Raw genomic sequence first — 18,815 nt, forward strand, 5'->3', positions numbered from 1 at the left:
AAATACAGTTCTATCACTTTATATATAGAAAAAAGCACTGTCTCATCGAGCAACGATCAGACAACGCTTTCTCCTGTCAATTCTAATTTATGTCCGATGCATCTGTTACTTCATCTGCAGCAATTTCTTTTTCTGCTTTCAGTTTTTTATTTGCATCTTCTACATTCATTCTTGAAAGTGCAAACATAATCAATACATCAAAGATTAACGGAAGCCAAAGATACATGAACTGCATCATATCAAGTGCAGACTGTGGCTGAGTTGCATTTGTTCCGACATATCCACTGAACTCAAGCATCCATCCAACAACAGCGGTTCCAATACCTCCACCGATTTTTACACCAAGAGAAGTACAAGAGTACATCGTTCCGTCAATTCTCTTTCCCTGCGTAAGATAAGTGTATTCAGAGCAAGATGCGATAACAGCATTCATATCTCCCTGCCATGGTCCCTGACCTAAGGCTGCAAGAGCTGTAAATGCCATCATCAGCGGAACACTGCCCATATATCCGGCAACAACAACAAGTGCTCTACCGATGACTGCTAAGACGTAACCTCTTAAGTTCAGTTTATACATACCTTTCCACTTACCAACTAATGTCGGTGTGAAAATCAGGGCAATGATCAGTGGAATATTTACTGCCCATGCAAATTGTCCAAACAAATTCTTATTTTTCAGTACCCATGTCATGTAATAAATGCCAGCTCCAATCATGGCACCATATAACTGCTGTAAAATATATGTTCCACAAATCATCATGTAATATTTGTTTTTGACAAGAAGCTTGAATGCCTGTACCATTCCATACTTTTCATTATCATTCTTTACTTCTCCTTCATTAAGTTCTTCCTCCGGAAGTTCCTTAACAGAAAGTGCTGAAATCGTATTTACGACCAGACCAATGATTGCATAGATAATAGCAACCGTTCTCCATGCCGCAGCATCTCCACCACATTTATCTACAAATCCAACTGTAATCGCCTGAATCAGAAGACTTGTTGAAAATGCAAAAATAAAACGGTAAGATCCCATCTGTACACGCTCTTTGCTGTTCTTTGTAATCAGTGACGTAAGTGCTGAATAAGCAATATTGTTTGCTGTATAAAACACACCATTTAACAGTGTATAAGAAATAAAGAACCATGCATATTTAGCCGTTGTTCCCAAACTCACCGGTACTGCAAAGCAGCCGACCAGCGTAATGGCACAACCAATATATCCGTATAGCATCCAGGGTTTCGCTTTTCCCATTTTACTGTGTGTTTTGTCAATCATTGATCCAAAAAATATATCCGTAAAACCATCAAATAGTTTTGATACGGCAATCAGGGTACCCACGACACCTGCAGCAAGTCCTACCGAGTCCGTCAGATAGACCATCATAAAAGATGTCAGGAACGCATAGACTACATTACCTGCAATATCACCTGATCCGTATCCAATTTTGTTATACCATTTCAAATACTTTTTTTCTTCCATCGAATTTCTTTGCTCCTCATCTTCATCGCACTTAGAATCTCAATATGGCTAACCGTATGATATCTAATTCTGTTTTTTTCTCCGATTTTGTCTGATTGCTCTGTATATCCGGACTTTACATTACAATCAGACTCTCTTTCCTTGTTTACGGGTTACATGAAACTTTATTATCCTTTTACATACGGTATCAGCGTAAACTGGAACCGGAATAATACATCATCAAATCGGTACTGATCCAATACAACTGGACCACAACTATTAGAACCAATGCCATTTAATGCGTAGTCAACGCAAAATACTACACTATCTGATTCTGTCAGTTCATAATTATGCGTTTTCTTCTCAAGTTCTTCCTGCGTATAATAAGAAGCATTGAATGAAAATGCCTTTTCTGCGGATGCCACAATTCCATATCGGCTGTTGTTAAGCTCTACATATTCACAATCATAATGGCTTCCATTTTCCTGTGGACGGATATAGTCCTCATGTAAATCCCCTACATCTGCCCGGTACAAACCGTGGCTCGCAGCCTGATGTTTATCACAATAACTTTCCTGTGGTCCCATTCCAAAGTATCTTACAGCTGAAAGTTTTTTATCCAGGAACATCCTCACACCAAATCTCGGAAGATCCGGGAATTCATCGTCTTTTGTTACTGCAATATCTGCATCAATCTTTCCAGCAGCTTCTATTTTCCATATAATCGTCACATCAAGAATCTTCTGTACTGTCTCTGCCACAACGGAAGCATGGCTTGTAATCTTCACACCATGTTTTCCCTGCACAACCTCTGTCGTATAGGCTCTTGTGTAAGCCTTATCATAGTGGGCTTTCTTCCATTCAGACTTGATGTACATATCGTTATCTGTTGGAGCTCTCCAAATATTTAATTCCATCGGATGGTTCAAGTATTCCCGCCCTGCGAATTTCATCTCTGTAAAGAGTGCAGTACGTTTGTCTATGGTATAAGCAAATTCACGCCCCTTGATATGAATCTGTGTATCATTTTCATTTACCTGTAATTCAGAGTCCACTACTGTTTTTGGTATCCATTTCTCTGCAAGTTTACATTTTGTATCCTCTTTACTTACCTCAATTTCATCAAATCCAAGAATATGGTCTTCATCCAACAGTGGCAATTCTTTTTTCAGATGGTAAATAAGTTTTAAATAACATTTCCCATTCTCTGGAACATTGATCTTCAGGTTTGTTTTTCCTTCCCCGTGTGGTGCCACAGAAAACTCCGGAAGTATGCCTTTGCTGATCACAAGACCATCCTGTGTCAGCTCATAACTAATCTTCACATAATCTTTCAAGTCATCAAAATCCATGTAGTTATGAAGCACCAGTTCTCCGCTTTCTTTGTTATAGGAAATAACTCTTGCCGGGCGATAAACATTCTTGTATTCCAGAAGTCCTGTATGTACCGTTCTGTCCGGATATACTAATCCATCCATACAGAAGTTGCCATCATGAATTTCTTCGCCATGGTCGCCCCCATAAGCATATATAGTCTTTCCATTCTCAGCAGTTCCATGAGAAATCGCATGGTCACACCATTCCCAGACAAAGCCGCCGCACATTTTATCATTATCCTGAATCATCTGGAAGTAATCTTCAAAATCTCCAGGTCCGTTTCCCATGCTGTGACAGTACTCTACCAAAAGGAAGGGTTTGCTTCCATCTTTATCCAGATATTCCTGAATTTCGGAAAGCGCTGGGTACATCCGGCTGTACACATCCAGATTGCTGTAATCATATGTTTCATCATAATTACGGTATCTTGCACTCTCATATTGTGTGATACGGTCTGGATCAAAATTCTTTGTCCATTCCAGTGCTTTTTCAAAGTTGCAGCCATAAGCACTCTCATTTCCCATTGACCACATAACAATACAGAAACGGTTTTTGTCACGTTCCACCATGAGTTTTACGCGATCAACGATTGCCTCTTCCCATACTGGATCATCTGCAATCTTCTCATTCCATCGTTTGAACCGATTGTAATCAGTGTCTTCTTTTCTGTAGATCATAAATGGACCATGAGCTTCAATATCTGCTTCATCTATTACCATGAATCCATACTTGTCACACATTTCATAGAAAAATGGTGCGTTCGGATAGTGGCTGGAACGGATCGCATTAAAATTATGCTGCTTCATTAACGTAAGATCGGTTGTAATCTGTTCCGGATTGATTGTAAATCCAGTAACCGGATCAGAATCATGTCGATTGACACCACGGAATTTAATCTTCTGTCCATTTAAATAAATAACCTGGTCTTTAATCTCTATCTTTCTTAATGCAATGTGATCTACAATTACTTCATTCTCTGTTTCAAGAATCAGTTTATATAGATATGGATTTTCTGTATTCCAAAGTTCCGGACTTGCGATTTCTAATACAGCTGTTCCTTCTTCAGCAATACTTCCTAGTGCTACAACTGCTCCGTTTCTATCTTCAATCGAAATTTTTACATTTAACGGAGAGTAGAATTTCATTTCAATTTCTACTTTCGCAAGCATATCCTCAATTCTTGTTTTAATATGATAATCACTGATTGCCTGTTTTGGGCGTTTCAAAATGTACACATCCCGGAAAATACCACTCATACGGAATTTGTCCTGATCTTCCAAATAGGAACCATCACACCACTTCATTACCAGAACCGCTATGCTGTTCTCTCCGTCCCGAAGGAGGTCGGTAATATCAAACTCACTGGTCATATGAGAAACCTGGCTATACCCTACATAAGAGCCATTGATCCATACATAAAAGCAACTGTCTACTCCTTCAAAATTCAAGAAAGCTTTTGGTGCATTTTCATCTTTGTGATAAACAAAGGTATGTGCATATGTTCCACATGGAATATCCTGTGGTACATACGGTGGATCAAATGGGAACGGATACCTGATGTTTGTATACTGATGTGTGTCATATCCTGCCATCTGCCATACACTCGGAACCTGAATCTCATCAAAATTTTCTGTATCATAATCTTTCTCAAAGAAGGGTTCCTGAACCTCATAGATACTGTTAAAATACTGGAACTTCCAAGTTCCGTTCAATAACTGCATTCGGTCTGACTCTTCCCTGTGCTCCACCAGGTTATCCATTCTTTTGGAGGCCGGAATAAAATAGGCTCTGGCTGGCATTGTGTTTTCGTGCAGTACGCTTAGATTTTCATAATAACGTGGTACGATCATAAATAACTCTCCTTTAATACATATACATTTTTTTGCACTTTGTTTTTCCACAGCAAACCTTGTCTTTTACTTTTATGTTTACGCTTCTCTGTTTTGCTATATATATCTTATCCTAATCTGCAAAACATGTCTATGAATTGGATTAGACAAAATATGCACTAAATGATACAATAACAAAAAAAGGAAAAGAGGTGCTACCATATGTATATGAATACCGGTTATTTAAACCACTCCCATATGGATTTCAAAGACAAAAGTCGCCCACTGGTTGTAGGAAGTTGCGGTACTTACCGCCTTTCCAGCCATCCAAAGTTACCAACCTACCGTCCAAGGGGACGCCTGGATTATCAGATTATCTATATCACTGCTGGTTGTGGGCATTTTCATTTTGACAATGTGGATAACGAAACGATTGTCCCCGCCGGTAATATTGTACTGTACAGACCGAAGGAACTTCAGAAATATGAATATTATGGAAAAGATAAGGCAGAAGTATACTGGATTCATTTTACAGGCAACAATGTAAAAAATATCCTACGGCAATATGGATTCCCGGATAAAGAACGTGTCTTTCAAGTGGGTACATCTAATGAATATGAACAAATTTTCAAACGTATCATTATCGAGCTCCAACGCTGTCAAGACAATTATGAGGAAATGCTTGTCCTTTTGCTACGTCATCTTCTGATCAGTTTCCACCGGGAACTGACAAGAGAGCACATATTAAAAAATGAATATCTTGATCATGAGATGGATAATGCTGTTACCTTTTTCAGTGAAAACTACAATCAAAATATCAATATTGATGATTATGCTGCCTCACGAGGCATGAGTATCAGCTGGTTTATCCGAAATTTCAAAAAATATACCGGTTCTACACCAATGCAATTCATTGTGGGAATCCGCATCAACAATGCTCAGATGTTACTTGAAACAACAACTTATTCCATCAATGAGATTTCTAAAATTGTCGGATATGATAACCAGCTTTATTTCAGTCGGCTTTTTCACAAGTTGAAAGGATATTCGCCGAGAGAATACCGAAAGCTGAGAAACAAATTCTGAAATCCACAAAGAGGATACCACCGAATTATCAAAACAATGATTCGTAATATCCTCTTCTCACTTTTGCTCTGTTCCGTACTCTATCGTGCTTTTGTTCTCTATAGAGGTCGCAGATCTTCCATAATATTCTCTGTTTGCAACACCTTCCAAGATTGGCGTTTCTGTCAAATATTTTGAATATTCGTCTGCCGCAATAAGTTTTGTAGTAAAATTATCAAAATCCGGTGTAATGACAATCAATCCATAATCTCCCTCTCTCATAGCACCTTTCAATGACTGAATCGTTGCTTCCTTAATGTCACTATCCTAACTCTTTGCTTCCATCATGGACCACATCCCCGTACTTCTGGATCATCCTTGCCAGAAACTCTGCACACTTTTCCATGTTTTAGCCTGGCCTGTTTCTCCGTCAGTCCGCCGGTATCGATCAGTTCATTTTTTTCCATAACCAGAAACCACCTCCTACTGTTCCAAGGAGTCCTGGTCCCTGATGCATTTATTTACTTTATCATCCGTTCAATACCATCTGTCATACGGATTCCCACGCACCTTCTTTGTCTCTGGTGCCTTCTCGATACTCTTTTCAGCTTCTTCCCTCGTTGCAAACAGCCTGTGAGCCTTCACCTGTATTCCGCCACCTGTATCTGTAAAACGGACCAGGAACATCCCGCCAGAACACCTGCGGATTTCCACCTCTCTCACATACCGGTTTGATTCCACAATATATGCAGTATCCCCGACTTTCATAAAATCACACTCCTGCACTCAAAACATCCTTCATCCTCACCAGAACCGGAAGCACCTGCCCGTCAGCAAATCTCCGGTCAAAAGAACCATTGGAAAAATGATCCTCTCTTAGCAGCATTGTCAGTAATGCTATACACCACCTTCCATCAATCGCCTAAAATCGAATGTATGTTCCTTATTTTAACATGCCCCATATAATTATTCCAGTCCAAAAAGACATATGAATTTTCACAGCCTGCTTCTTCTAGAGAATAAAAAAACAGACCATATAACAACTTTATATGTTCTGTCTTTTTATTCCTACAAATCTTCGTGCAGTTTTACATCGCTATTATCTGCCATGCATTGTTTTAAGGCAATGATTATTTTTTCCGCATCCAGTGGTTTTGCAAGATGAACATTCATTCCAGCCAGCCGGCTGTTGATAATGTCTTCTGCAAAGGCATTTGCGGACATTGCAATGATCGGAACCCTCCTGGCATCCCTTCTTTTCATTTCCCTGATTGTCCTTGCCGCATCCAGACCATTCATCCTCGGCATCATAATATCCATATAAATTACCCCAAAATAATCCGGTGCAGATTTTTCGAAGATTTCAACTGCTTCCTGCCCGTCTACTGCACATGTAACTTCCATACCGCTGTCTTCCAGTATACATCTGGAAATTTCCATGTTCAACTCATTGTCTTCCACAACCAATGCCCGCATGCCTTCTACCGAATAATCATCAAGGCTTACTGGCTTATCTGATAAATTACTGTTTTTATCCTGTGTGCCAATTTTGAACGGTATTTTTACAATAACTGTAGTACCAACACCAACTTTGCTCTTCAGTTCAATACTTCCACCCATCCTGTCCACGAGCTGTTTCGTAATCGCAAGCCCCAGTCCGGTGCCTTCATACCTGGATCTGCTTGTCTCGCTTTCCTGTGAGAACATATCAAAAGCATGGGCAATAAAATCTTTACTCATACCCACACCCTGGTCTTTACAGTAGAACGTAAAAAATGCTCTGCCATCATCCAGAATTTCTTCCTTAACCCAGACCGTGAGCACACTACCCGCCCGACTGAATTTTATGGCATTGTCCATAATATTCGATAGGATCCTGCCAAGATATACCGGATTTCCAACCAGAGCGCTATGACTGTATGTACTTTTCCAGTCAATCTCATACCGGATGCCTTTCTTGGCAGCCCGCTCATCATAAATCTGGTTCAATTCCCGCAGTACCATTGTCAGATCAAACAAAAGCTGCTGGTCCTTCAAATCTCCGCTCTGTAGTTTATTCATATCCAGCACATCGTTTACCAGAGATACCAGATATTTCAGCGCTTCCATTTCCTTTTCTCTGATCTTCTGCTGCATCTGTGGATCATCTGCATACTGATTTCCCATATTTACCATACCGATAATACCGTTCAGTGGTGTACGGATATCATGACTCATAGTTTCCAGAAACCTTGTTTTCATTTCGACTTCCCGCTTTGCTGCTTCCGCTGCAAAGTTAAGATCCTCTTCACGTCTCTTGGAATCGCTGATACTACGGACCGTACATAAAACATGGGTTACATTTCCAGACTCATCTCTTTTTTTTACAGTAAAAAGCATCCTGTGCCAGCTGCCATCACACATTCTGTATTCTGTAGAAATACATTCTTCCGTCTTCAATCTTGCTGAAAGTGTAGAGACATCCAGAAATGGGCGGATCAGCGAGCGGTATTCCGGTGCAACCATTGTATCACAAAGCTGATACATTTTTTCCGTTGCACATCCACTGTTTCCTGTCAGTTTGTGTACTTCACTGTCATTTGATACCTCTTCAAAAAAATCTTTCTGCACATCAATTCTGTAGATAGAACAGTAACTCTTGGCAATTGCTGAGATTATTTCATTACTCAGCCGTGCTTCATCCAGTGCCTGCTTTAACTGATTCTGGATCGTAGTTTCCTTTTCCATGATATCATCAATATGCCGAAAACCCACCAGTGCGAAAAAATGTTTCTCATCCTCGTATATTTTGACTGCCTGTGCCTCAAAAAATTCATGCTGGTTCGGATTCGGTTTACTTCTATAATGGTATGTAATGCGCTCCTTCCGGGAAAGCTGTTCCTTTAGATTCCCTGTTGAAATCCAGTCCTTAAATTCCTGTCTTTCTTTCTCATACAGATAATGAACCGCATATTGGTCAGCAGAATAATTAAAATTATCACACTGTTTCAGATTCATTTTTTTTGCGTTGGTCCCGGCACTCAAATGGAGAATTTCAAAGGAACCGGTATTTAATTCAACATAATAGACAGCCGTGAAATCTGCAGACATCTTATCCAGAAGTTGTCTTTCTGCCATTTGTTCTTCCAGTATACTTTTTAATTTTCTGTTTCTCATATGTACCATTACAATCAGGACAAGAAGCAAAATGATCAGCACGGCTATGAAAGCCAAAACTGCCATGGACTGCGGTTGCTTCGGAAATATATATTTAGTTTCTGTCATAACAAAACCCTCTCTATGTTTCCTAACTGCTTTTCCCATGCATCCAGGAAGGCAATTACAGCCAGCTTTCCAGAACATCATTCAGCTTATTCATATCCAGCGGTTTCGCGATATGTCCATTCATGCCTGTATTTTTGGCCAGCTGTACATCTTCTGCAAAAGCATTGGCAGTCATGGCAACAATAGGCAGTTTTCCCTTTTCACCCGAAAGACTCCTGATTGCCGGTGTTGCCTCATAACCATTCATAACAGGCATTTGGATATCCATAAAAATAAGATCATACGAACCTTTCGGAGAAGCTTCCACTTTCTCAACTGCAATTTTCCCATTTTCTGCCGTTTCCACTTTTGCACCTGTCATCTGCAAAATTTCACCAGCAATTTCTCTGTTCAACTCATTATCCTCAACCAGCAGAATCCTTTTTCCCGTGTAATCTGATTCTGATAGCTTCTCCAAATAATTTCTTGCTGTTTTTTCTTTTCTTCCTGAAGTAAACTGCCGCAGTGTAGCTGTCAGCCGGGAACGGAACAGCGGTTTTGCAATAAAAGCATCTATGCCCGCCGCCTTTGCTTCTTCTTCAATCTCGCTGAATTCATAAGATGTCAGTACAATGATGGTGATTTCTTTACCTATCCGCTTCCGAATCTGTCTGGCTGTTTCTATGCCATCCATATCCGGCATCTTCCAGTCTAAAATAACAGCAAAGTAATCATCTTTCAACTCATGCCGTGCATAACAGCACTCAACGGCTTCCCTGCCAGAGAGAACCCATTCACCCATAATACCGATTTCCTTTAATGTTGCAACTGTACTTTCACAGCATGTCCTATCATCATCCACAACCAGAACCGGCAGATTCATCAGATCTCTGTCCTGTTCTTTTTCTTTTTCCTGAAGCTCCAGATAAATTGTTACTGTGATTTTAGTTCCCTTGTGCAAGGTACTGTCCACTTTAATATTGCCATTCATCAGGTTCACAATATTTCTGCTGATTGCCATTCCCAGACCAGTTCCCTGGACTCTGGTTGTCCGGTGGTCATCCGCGCGGCTGAACGGATCAAACATAATTTTCTGGAATTCCGGTGACATACCGATCCCATTATCCTCAATCGTAAATTCATAGCATCCAAGCTCTGAAAATCCATTTGGCTTTTCCTCTATGGAAAAAATAATATTCCCGCCATCCGGTGTATACTTGATCGCATTACTCATCAGATTCACAAATACCTGCTGAATCCTCAGGCTGTCACCACAGACAGCCTCATGTTCAATATGATTGATGTGTATATCAAAATTATGTTTATGTTCATCAAGCACCGGTTTCGTAAGTGTAATAAGATTATCTACCAGCTCTGACAGATTGAAATCTTCCTGTGCCAGTGTCATTTTTCCACTTTCAATACGTGCCATATCCAATACTTCATTGATCAGCCCCAGCAGATGGCGGCTTGATTCTGTGATCTTGCCGAGGCATTCAATGACTCTGTCCTGGCTCTCAATATTTGCTCCTGCGATTGCCGTCAGACCCACAATCGCATTCATTGGTGTCCGGATATCATGGGACATATTGGAAAGGAATTCTGTTTTCGCACGATTTGCATTTTCTGCGGACCGGTAAGCCTCTTTCAGTGCCTGACGGGATTCAATCTCTGCTTTCTTCTCCTGTGTCACATCCATGGATGCCAGCAATACCTTTTCCAGCTTTCCATTCTTCCATTCCAAGGGAATATAAGAAGCGATTTTATAAGTCTTTTCATCCAGGCTGCAATACTCAAACTTATAAATATCATTTTCACTTTTCAGTTTTTTCCGAATATTATCCGGGGTTATCAGGATATCTATAGCTTCCAATGGTTCCAGTGTCTTATATTTTTCAAGAACCTGCATCTGAAAATCATGATAAAATCCCAGAGGTTTATATATCATCTGTCCATTCGGATTGTAGAATTCATATCTGTCATTTTCCAGATCACAGACAACAAAGCGGTCAACCAGACGCACAATACTCTGAATCAGCTGCTCCATGGAAGCATTATCCGCTGCCATCTGCAGATGCCGTGCGCTCTCTACCTTTGCCTCTGTGATATCACGCAGAAAGATCATGGCATATTCTGAATCCTCTATTTCGCCACGTATGACCACATTGCGGACCCATCGTTCTTCTCCATTCAGAGTGATACGGCACTCTAAAGCCAATTCGGTTTCCAGACCCTTCAGCCTTTCTGCAATATAACCACGGTCGTAAAAAGAGGATACCGCCTTCTTATCTGTCTCCACAACATAGGAATCCACAAAATGCCGAATCAATTCATCCCACGTATGACTCTGTTCAAAGACGGTCATCAGGGACGGTTCAACCTTAAAGGTATCAAAAGTATTCGCTTCCAGATTCACATAATACTCGCACAGATCTGCTTTCGTAAAAGCCCGGTGGAAAGCAGCCGATTTTTGTGCCTGCATGGTTTCTTTTTTCTCCGCATCAATGTTAATAAAAATCCCGGCAATCCTGCTGGCAGAACCATCCAGACGGCGTATTACTTCTGCCGATGCCCGAAACCACTGGTATTGATTATCCTTCATTCTCATACGATACTCTACCTGGTATTTTATCTGGTTCGTCTTATCCTTAATTGCCGCCTGAAGCTGCACCATTACTCTTTCTTTATCCTGTGGATGCAGAAGATCTGACCAGGATTCCAGTTTATTCGGAAAGTCCAGAGTGTCATGATAGCCAAGCATTTTTCGGAATTCATGACTCCAGTTTGCATTCACAATCTCACTGTTTTCGTCACAGTCAAAATACCAGAAGCCGGAATAGATAGCCTCATTGAGCAGTGCCAGATTTACATGATCCCAGTTGACCTGTACGGACATAACCCAAATCTGTCTGCCCGCCTCATCTGTCGCATCCTCTTTACAAAGCCGTACATTATTCACCGTACCGTCTGCTGTAATGATCTGTGCTTCCCCTGTTCCGTGAAGCTGCAAAAAACGTTCTCGCTCCAGTATATCTTCCTCGTCATAAAAGAAGTTTCTCAATGAGCCTTTTGTCTGTTCCATGAAAGTATCGAATGTATATCCTGTACTATGCAACAGCAGATTATCCACAGACAAAATAGACAGGTTTTGGTCATAAGATCCTGTCATTATACCTACCCCGCCATTATTTTCCAGTGTTTTCTGTACGGCCTGTGACATGGCCTGTGTCTGCCCCGTTACAGTCTCACCTAAGGAATATATTTTGTCTTCATAATTTTTCATTTTATAAAAGTCCTCTCTCCGTCTTATGCCTTCTTCATCCTGCTTTTATCTGTATACAGAAAACCTGTCCCTGCTAGTTTTGTTACCCATTTTTGCATACAAAAAGGACACTTGCCAAAATCTGCCAGTGTCCCTACTATATTTCTCTAAAATCACACATCTATATAGTATAAAAGGTATCGGAATCTCTTCTGTTCAAACATCTTTTCCATATATTATGATGATATGGAAACAGTGGCAACCGGCTGACATGGTCAAGCTTTCTGACTTTAGTCCCTTCTGGCTTTGCGACCCTGCCTTTCAACAGGTTTGCCTTTAAATAATTTCTATTTTTATCAAAAACAAAATACCATAAAGTTTTTCATACGTCAATATTGCCGGATAGAAAATCTGTGTATTTTGCGTATGCCAGCCGGCTGTTGATAATGTCTTCTGCAAAGGCATTTGCGGACATTGCAATGATTGGAACCCTCCTGGCATCCCTTCTTTTCATTTTATCCGTGATACTCTCCATTATACTGGATCAATGTAATATCTTCTACATTTGTGATCTTCCGGATCTTCTCTGTGAAATCGAGATCATTCTGCCGACAGAATACCTCAACTGCCATCTCTGTTTTCTCCCCACGCATCGTCTTTGACTTTATGAAGTATTTCATTCTGCCAAAGCTGCGGAGGATCTCATCACCGACTTCATCTCCCTGATAATGGATCACGGCGATATAGATTCTGCCTTTCTGCTGCTTATGATAAAACAGATAAATCATAATGATCATAACCGCTGCTGCAATCAGTGCCAACGGATACATTCCCGCTCCAGTCGTGATACCTGTCGTGATCGCCCAGAAAAGATAGAGCAGATCCATCGGATCCTTCACCGCCGTACGGAAACGTACGATAGACAATGCACCGACCATACCAAGGGAAATCACGATATTCGTACTGATTGCCAGAGTAACCATGCAAGTGAGAAGTGTCATGCCGACCAACGTAACTGCAAAGCTCCGAGAGAAGATCACCCCTACATAAAACTTGCTGTAAACCATATAGATCACTGCTCCGAGAAGTAACGCCACGATCAGCGAAATTGCCATCTTCGGTGCATTAAAGCTGTCAAATACGCCGGATTCCAGCACCGACTTCTTAATCATATCTTGTATACTCATAATAGTTTTCTCTCCTGTGTTTCATTCCAATATTCAAATCCATGCAAATACTGCGATTTTTCATAACAGAGTACATATTTTGATACTGCTGTGAATTCCTGTGCATTTGGTGGAAGCAAGTCACGCACGATCTGTGGAAGCATCTCTGTGAATTTCACTTCCATAACCAGTTTCCCCGGTTCAAGCACCGGAAGTGTCGGAAGGGACGGATCAAAGATGTCATAACTTCCGACCGCAGCCCTCACATCACTGTCAAATGTAATCCTGACTGTCCCCTCATCCATGATCCACGGTACACGGTCATAGTCAACGATCGTGCGTGGACGCATGAGATTGCTGACACATTCCACATAAAATTCTCTGCACAATGAATACGGACTGCTTAACAAAAATTTATAATCTCCATCAAGGATCTTATAGAATTCTTCCTTTGTCAGCGGAGCACTTTCTTTATAAATATAACTTCCGAATTTCTTCTTCCGCTCCAACTTAATCGAACGGTCACTACAATCATAAATACGGATCCTGTATTTTTTTCGCATCAGGACACCAGATTCCTTTTCCGCATAAGCGCTGTTGAAATAATCTTCAAAATAGAGGCTGCGGATCATATAACCATTTCCCTTTGCATTTGGATCCTTTTTCAGCAAATGCTTCATCCTCAGCTCCAGCAATTCTTTCTCACTGATACTGATCAGATATTTCCATTCATTACGGAAGCGTTCTTTTGATAAATCATTCCTCATAAATATCTTCCTCAACATTTTGGCCGCCTGTAATGTAGAAACATTTCATACCATAATTCTTTCCAGCGTCTGTTACATAATAATCAGAAGCATCCTGCGTCTGTCCAGATGTATTTGTCGCACGGATACGCACAAAATACTGACCATCTGCTGGAACTGTAGTCTCCGCTTCCAGAATTTGAATATTATCCTGACGAAATACAATCTCATTGAACTTATAATCTTTTGCCAGTTCAACTGTGTAAGTGATCGTCTCTGCATCAAAGTCATACGATGCGTCCCAGTTGAACTTCAAAATATTTCCCTCGATCACCGGTTTTCCGATAAAAAACGGCATTGGCTTTTCCAGGCTCTCCTTATAAAGTTCATAATTTTGTTCTACCTCTGATGGGATTGCCGATGCAATTGTTTCATACTTCGCTTCAGTCAACGGTGCATACATCTGGTCCGGCATCTGATTTAAATACTTCTGAGTAACTGTACGATATTCCTCTATCATATTACTGATCCGATCCACACTGAGATAGGATCTCAGATCCTGGATCGCCGCGTCAAGTTCCTCACGGAAATCCTCCGACTGCAGACATCTTTGAAAGAGAACATTTCCCCAGTAATTACTGACTCCACATTCCCAACTGCCTTGATCGGAACGGTTTTTAATGTTATATTCGGTTCTCCTGAAAGAGGTATCATTATCCCACGCGATCAGATACCATATATTTGAATTCTGTGGACTATATAAATATGTATTACGATTCTGTGTATCTACATTTCCGGTCAGTATCTGATACGCCATCCAGTACGTCAGATTTTCTCTGTCAAAATATTGATCCAGGATATCACCAATCGATTTTGAATTATCATTCAGATCCGTAAGCATATCGATCAATTTTGTATGGTCAGAATCTCCTTTGATCTCCAGAAGCTTTTCAAAGGCTTTCTGGTCATAGGTCGGATCGTCTTCTTTTTTTATTACATCTTCATAGCAGAAAAACTCAAACGAATTAATTTTGTACAACTGTCCCTTCGAATCCATTCCATGGTTCTTCATTCCTGTCTTGTTCAGCTGTTCCACCTGTGTGTACAATCCATAGTCCTGGAATTCTGAGCTGTCCCCCTCGGTAAGATCTCTTACATATAAATGTACAAACTGGGTTCTAAGTGACATCAGCTGCGGTATCCCTTTCAGAAGATCGTAGGACAGCTTATTACGGAAACGCATTCCATCTGTCTGATGTTTATTCAGATTGATCGTGCGCTGTCCACGCCAGGTTCCCTTATTCTTCTTCAGCTCAATCTTATAGTTTTTCTGCGAATTACGGCTCGATGTCTGTCCTCTGATCTGCACGGTAGCATTCGGCACATTTTCACCATATCCAACCTCCCCGCTCTGCGGACCTGACTCATCACCAACCTGAAGAAGCGCCGCTGTCTTGTAACGGTCTACTCCCATCTTGTCATAATCATAGGCCGAATAACTGTTGATCTCCTTCCAGGTGTGATCCGTACCCTCTGAAGAGTTTCCTTGAGAAACAGTAAGATACATCGTCACAACACTCGTCTCGTCATCATTTTCATAGAGACTATCCTTATCCCTGAGGTGAACGTCGTTGATATCCTGTGTCTCTGCCTTTTTTATCTCTTCCTGTTGTTCTGTCTGTTGTTCTGTCTGTTTCTTTGAAGTATCCCCTGTTTTCTCCGGGGTGGTACATCCCGTCAGGCAACAGGACATTCCTAATAAAAGGGCACATCCCAACGCAAGTAATTTATATTTTTTCAAGCTTATCTCCCCTCTCTATTTTCTCTTCCAAAAAGCAGCCAAGCCATGTGAAGAAACCTGTTTTATCCTCTGCCACAATCGGCTGTACACTCAAAATATAATACGGAAGTTTTTTTATAAAATATCCAAGACGCAGTGTACAGATCAAAAAGAACACTGCACTTCCCAGTAAAAATCCAAATCCATAATACACCTGTGGGAAAAATAAAGACACACAGGTAAATGTCGTCGTACACGCGGCGAACATTCCTGTTGCAAATAATGCTCCCTTGTAATCTGTAAAATAAAGTAAGATCAACATCATCGTGTTAGCAATTGCATAGAGTCCATAGCCGACACAGAGTGTCCTAAAATATCCTTCCATAAGATCATTAAATCCAAGCGGAAGATATGTCAGAAGCAGCTGTCCGATCGAAATCGCCAGTGCCGTTGTAAGTAGCTGCTTTAACGCCGTATATTTCAGCTCCATGTTTAAAACCTTTCTCATCTCATTTCCTGCCTGCAGGATATCCTTGATTTCTCCCTTGTCATTAAACAAACTATAATAATTCCGATATTTCGGATAGAAATTCACTTCCACAGACACAACGAAATTAACGGTTGTAATAAGAATCGTCAAATAGGCGATCATCGCAGGTACATCATGATACGGTGCACCATAAAATAATCCCTGAACATGTACACGGATCGGTCCGCACCACATGATAACAAGATGTGCAAATAGTCCGATGTTCGTGAACAAGCCTGTAAACGCAAGCGGAAGGAACTGATCCACCCAGCGTAAAAAGAAAAATGCACTGATCTCTCTCTGCGGAAAATAACGGTACAACAGCGTCACATCCCAAAGCAGCATAATTCCATAACCGATCGTAACTGCGATCATCAACGCCTCTACATGTGGAATCCCAATCAGGATCAATAGGAATCCGAACAACAATGATACCGCTACCGCTGTAATAAATGAAATAAGAATCCCTTTGTAATCCTTGATCGCTGTCAGATAACTCATCGCATTCCAGGTGACGATCAATTCTCCGAAAAACTCCAGGCACAAAAACTGATCGATCAGATTGATTCCTGAAAACAGAAGAAAAATCCCATACATGATTCCGCCGACTACAAGCAGGATCGCTGTTGAACCCCAGAAAGAAGAAAGCACCGCCTCGTGGCGTTCTTCATACAGCATATCCGCAATATATCTCGTCACGACCATAGAGAAGAAACTGGTCACGGTCAACGAAGCGAGAAGTGTGTAAGTAATCATACAGTTCAGAAGTTCCCGGTTATGTCTCGTCGCACCGGTATGATCACAGATAAAAGCGATTCCTACCAACAGCACGATACCGAGCAGCATCGGACCTGTACAGATCACTCCTGCATACCCATACGCTTTTGCCGTCGCTGCAAGTCCGCGCTTCTGGAATAATTTTTTTAACTCAAATCCGATTCCAGCCATCTGCCTCTTCCACCTCCTGATACATCTTCCGGTACTTTTCAATCATTTCTTCTTTTCGATAATATGCTTTCACTCGTTTCTGTGCATTCTCCCCCATGCGGAGTCTCCGAGCTCTGGAAGCGCACATCCGATCCATTGCCTGCGCGAGCCCCTCTCGATACATCGGTGGAACACAATATCCTGCTTTTCCGTATCGATCCTCCTCGTTACCATTCAGAAGCTCCCTGCAGCATCCTACATCTGTAGTCACACAAGGCCGCCTTGCAGCAAATGATTCTAAAACAGACAGCGGCTGTCCTTCCGATATACTCGTCAAAATTGTAAAATCCAGCTTCTCCATATAAGAGATGATATCCACTCGTCCTGTAAAGATCACATTTTCCAGATGAAGCTGATCGACCAACGCATAACACTCCTGCGCATACTCCTCATCATCGACACCTCCCATAATGTGGAGACGCACATGTTCTCTTGTCGTGCAAAGCTCATAAAACGCATAGATCATCGTCTTGATATCCTTGATCGGTGCCAGACGCACGATCGCACCGATGTCAACCCATCCGTCTTCCTCTTTCAATGGAATAGGGGAAAGCCTTTCATAGTTGATTCCGTTCTCAACGACACGACATTTCTCCTTGTCACATCCCATCTGGATCTGTGCATGCATGGCATTGGTAAATAATGCTGAGACTAGAAACGCTCTCGTATAAATAATATCCGACAGCATATAGAAGAAAGAAATCCACTGCTTTTTAAATGCCGGCTGTACCCATTTTGCACGAATAATCTCTTCTTCACGCTCTCTTGTGTATATTCCATGCTCTGTCAGCAGCACTTTCTTCTTATAAACATACCCGCCCAGGCATGCAAGAAGTCCGCCATATCCTGTACAGATTGCATGATAGACATCTGCCTTGGGCACTTCACTTCCCATTAGATAAAGGACCGGAAGCAGCATAGAACGCATTGTGTGAAATGCATCCGCAAACGGAGTATATGGATAATCTTTTATACAGCACTCCGTCAATATATTCAGGAATTCCTCACTTCTTAAAAAAGACATAGGATTCAGCTTCTGGTCATGATAGAGCCGAAACAAGATTTCCCAATTCGGGCGTCTACACAGCATCAGCTCTTTCAGGCTGTTCGTCTCTTCCTCTGTAAAGGCATGAAGCATTTTTCCTGAATCCTTCAGCCGCAAGGCGTCATCCAGAAAGACCTCGTGAACTTCTACAACATTTTTCGGAAGCTCGTAGACAAATTTCCCTTTATCCTTCGCATTTGCCCCAATCACCCACAGAACAAACTCATGCTCTTTCATTTCATTGATATACTGGTGCATCCAGGTGGATACACCTCCAAATATGTAGGGATAACACCCCTCCAATATGAGACAGATTCTCACAATTAA

Annotated in this window: 15 protein-coding genes and 1 riboswitch; of the genes, 1 reads left to right on the forward strand and 14 read right to left on the reverse strand. The window is 41.3% G+C overall.

Translation table 11 applies throughout. From position 1 onward, the window contains the following. Window positions 1-82: 82 nt before the first annotated feature. A complete protein-coding gene (locus ACTNB8_RS11165; protein WP_441054687.1) occupies window positions 83-1,480 on the reverse strand; it encodes an MFS transporter in 1,398 nt (465 codons plus the stop codon). Between the two features lie 167 nt (window positions 1,481-1,647). Then, entirely contained in the window at window positions 1,648-4,686 is a 3,039-nt protein-coding gene (locus ACTNB8_RS11170) for a glycoside hydrolase family 2 TIM barrel-domain containing protein (protein WP_441054689.1), read from the reverse strand. Between the two features lie 201 nt (window positions 4,687-4,887). Between ACTNB8_RS11170 and ACTNB8_RS11175 the strand changes: the two genes are divergently transcribed. Further along, window positions 4,888-5,751 carry an AraC family transcriptional regulator gene (locus tag ACTNB8_RS11175; protein ID WP_441054691.1) on the forward strand — a complete coding sequence of 288 codons (864 nt, stop codon included), beginning with the start codon at window positions 4,888-4,890 and terminating at the stop codon, window positions 5,749-5,751. A 57-nt stretch (window positions 5,752-5,808) separates the two neighbouring features. Here ACTNB8_RS11175 and ACTNB8_RS11180 read toward each other — a convergent pair whose 3' ends face one another. The 12 genes from ACTNB8_RS11180 to pelF all read right to left on the reverse strand — a co-directional run bounded on the left by ACTNB8_RS11180 (window position 5,809) and on the right by pelF (window position 18,809). Next, entirely contained in the window at window positions 5,809-6,024 is a 216-nt protein-coding gene (locus ACTNB8_RS11180) for a hypothetical protein (RefSeq protein ID WP_441054693.1), read from the reverse strand. A gap of 50 nt (window positions 6,025-6,074) precedes the next feature. Continuing rightward, entirely contained in the window at window positions 6,075-6,197 is a 123-nt protein-coding gene (locus ACTNB8_RS11185) for a hypothetical protein (protein ID WP_441054695.1), read from the reverse strand. Window positions 6,198-6,267: 70 nt separating this feature from the next. Beyond that, window positions 6,268-6,498 carry a hypothetical protein gene (locus tag ACTNB8_RS11190; RefSeq protein ID WP_173733188.1) on the reverse strand — a complete coding sequence of 77 codons (231 nt, stop codon included), beginning with the start codon at window positions 6,496-6,498 and terminating at the stop codon, window positions 6,268-6,270. Window positions 6,499-6,502: 4 nt separating this feature from the next. Further along, window positions 6,503-6,616, reverse strand: coding sequence for a hypothetical protein (locus ACTNB8_RS11195; protein WP_305872007.1), 114 nt, complete (start codon window positions 6,614-6,616; stop codon window positions 6,503-6,505). A 182-nt stretch (window positions 6,617-6,798) separates the two neighbouring features. Further along, the gene (locus tag ACTNB8_RS11200; RefSeq protein ID WP_441054697.1) at window positions 6,799-8,994 is read right to left on the reverse strand and encodes an ATP-binding protein; all 2,196 of its coding nucleotides are present in this window, start codon (window positions 8,992-8,994) and stop codon (window positions 6,799-6,801) included. Window positions 8,995-9,049: 55 nt separating this feature from the next. After that, window positions 9,050-12,256: a response regulator gene (locus ACTNB8_RS11205; RefSeq protein WP_441054699.1), complete on the reverse strand. Its 3,207-nt coding sequence runs from the start codon at window positions 12,254-12,256 to the stop codon at window positions 9,050-9,052. A 233-nt stretch (window positions 12,257-12,489) separates the two neighbouring features. After that, a riboswitch (cyclic di-GMP riboswitch) is annotated at window positions 12,490-12,580 on the reverse strand. Between the two features lie 37 nt (window positions 12,581-12,617). Continuing rightward, entirely contained in the window at window positions 12,618-12,749 is a 132-nt protein-coding gene (locus ACTNB8_RS11210; protein WP_441054701.1) for a hypothetical protein, read from the reverse strand. Between the two features lies 1 nt (window position 12,750). Next, window positions 12,751-13,422, reverse strand: coding sequence for a DUF4956 domain-containing protein (locus ACTNB8_RS11215; protein WP_441054703.1), 672 nt, complete (start codon window positions 13,420-13,422; stop codon window positions 12,751-12,753). Next, on the reverse strand, window positions 13,419-14,168 hold the full coding sequence (locus ACTNB8_RS11220; protein ID WP_441054705.1) for a polyphosphate polymerase domain-containing protein: 750 nt from the start codon (window positions 14,166-14,168) through the stop codon (window positions 13,419-13,421). Before ACTNB8_RS11220 ends, ACTNB8_RS11215 begins: the two co-directional genes overlap by 4 nt. Beyond that, window positions 14,158-15,948, reverse strand: coding sequence for a CotH kinase family protein (locus ACTNB8_RS11225; protein ID WP_441054707.1), 1,791 nt, complete (start codon window positions 15,946-15,948; stop codon window positions 14,158-14,160). Before ACTNB8_RS11225 ends, ACTNB8_RS11220 begins: the two co-directional genes overlap by 11 nt. Next, a complete protein-coding gene (pelG, locus tag ACTNB8_RS11230) occupies window positions 15,935-17,404 on the reverse strand; it encodes an exopolysaccharide Pel transporter PelG (RefSeq protein WP_441054709.1) in 1,470 nt (489 codons plus the stop codon). The genes ACTNB8_RS11225 and pelG overlap by 14 nt, the downstream gene beginning before the upstream one ends. Next, window positions 17,385-18,809 (reverse strand): GT4 family glycosyltransferase PelF, encoded by a 1,425-nt coding sequence (gene pelF, locus ACTNB8_RS11235; RefSeq protein ID WP_441054711.1) that lies wholly within the window; start codon window positions 18,807-18,809, stop codon window positions 17,385-17,387. Before pelF ends, pelG begins: the two co-directional genes overlap by 20 nt. Window positions 18,810-18,815: the final 6 nt, after the last annotated feature.

The organism is Blautia sp. HCP28S3_G10 (assembly GCF_052065235.1).
Lineage (GTDB): Bacteria > Bacillota > Clostridia > Lachnospirales > Lachnospiraceae > Blautia_A.

What these genes read in the sequence shown, in the direction of transcription:
- ACTNB8_RS11170 (WP_441054689.1), bottom strand. Translation starts at nt 4,686, where the DNA reads ATGATCGTACCACGTTATTATGAAAATCTAAGCGTACTGCACGAAAAC.
- ACTNB8_RS11215 (WP_441054703.1), bottom strand. Translation starts at nt 13,422, where the DNA reads ATGAGTATACAAGATATGATTAAGAAGTCGGTGCTGGAATCCGGCGTA.
- ACTNB8_RS11220 (WP_441054705.1), bottom strand. Translation starts at nt 14,168, where the DNA reads ATGAGGAATGATTTATCAAAAGAACGCTTCCGTAATGAATGGAAATAT.
- ACTNB8_RS11200 (WP_441054697.1), bottom strand. Translation starts at nt 8,994, where the DNA reads ATGACAGAAACTAAATATATATTTCCGAAGCAACCGCAGTCCATGGCA.
- ACTNB8_RS11185 (WP_441054695.1), bottom strand. Translation starts at nt 6,197, where the DNA reads ATGGAAAAAAATGAACTGATCGATACCGGCGGACTGACGGAGAAACAG.
- ACTNB8_RS11165 (WP_441054687.1), bottom strand. Translation starts at nt 1,480, where the DNA reads ATGGAAGAAAAAAAGTATTTGAAATGGTATAACAAAATTGGATACGGA.
- ACTNB8_RS11195 (WP_305872007.1), bottom strand. Translation starts at nt 6,616, where the DNA reads ATGCTGCTAAGAGAGGATCATTTTTCCAATGGTTCTTTTGACCGGAGA.
- ACTNB8_RS11190 (WP_173733188.1), bottom strand. Translation starts at nt 6,498, where the DNA reads ATGAAAGTCGGGGATACTGCATATATTGTGGAATCAAACCGGTATGTG.
- ACTNB8_RS11205 (WP_441054699.1), bottom strand. Translation starts at nt 12,256, where the DNA reads ATGAAAAATTATGAAGACAAAATATATTCCTTAGGTGAGACTGTAACG.
- ACTNB8_RS11175 (WP_441054691.1), top strand. Translation starts at nt 4,888, where the DNA reads ATGTATATGAATACCGGTTATTTAAACCACTCCCATATGGATTTCAAA.
- ACTNB8_RS11210 (WP_441054701.1), bottom strand. Translation starts at nt 12,749, where the DNA reads ATGAAAAGAAGGGATGCCAGGAGGGTTCCAATCATTGCAATGTCCGCA.
- pelG (WP_441054709.1), bottom strand. Translation starts at nt 17,404, where the DNA reads ATGGCTGGAATCGGATTTGAGTTAAAAAAATTATTCCAGAAGCGCGGA.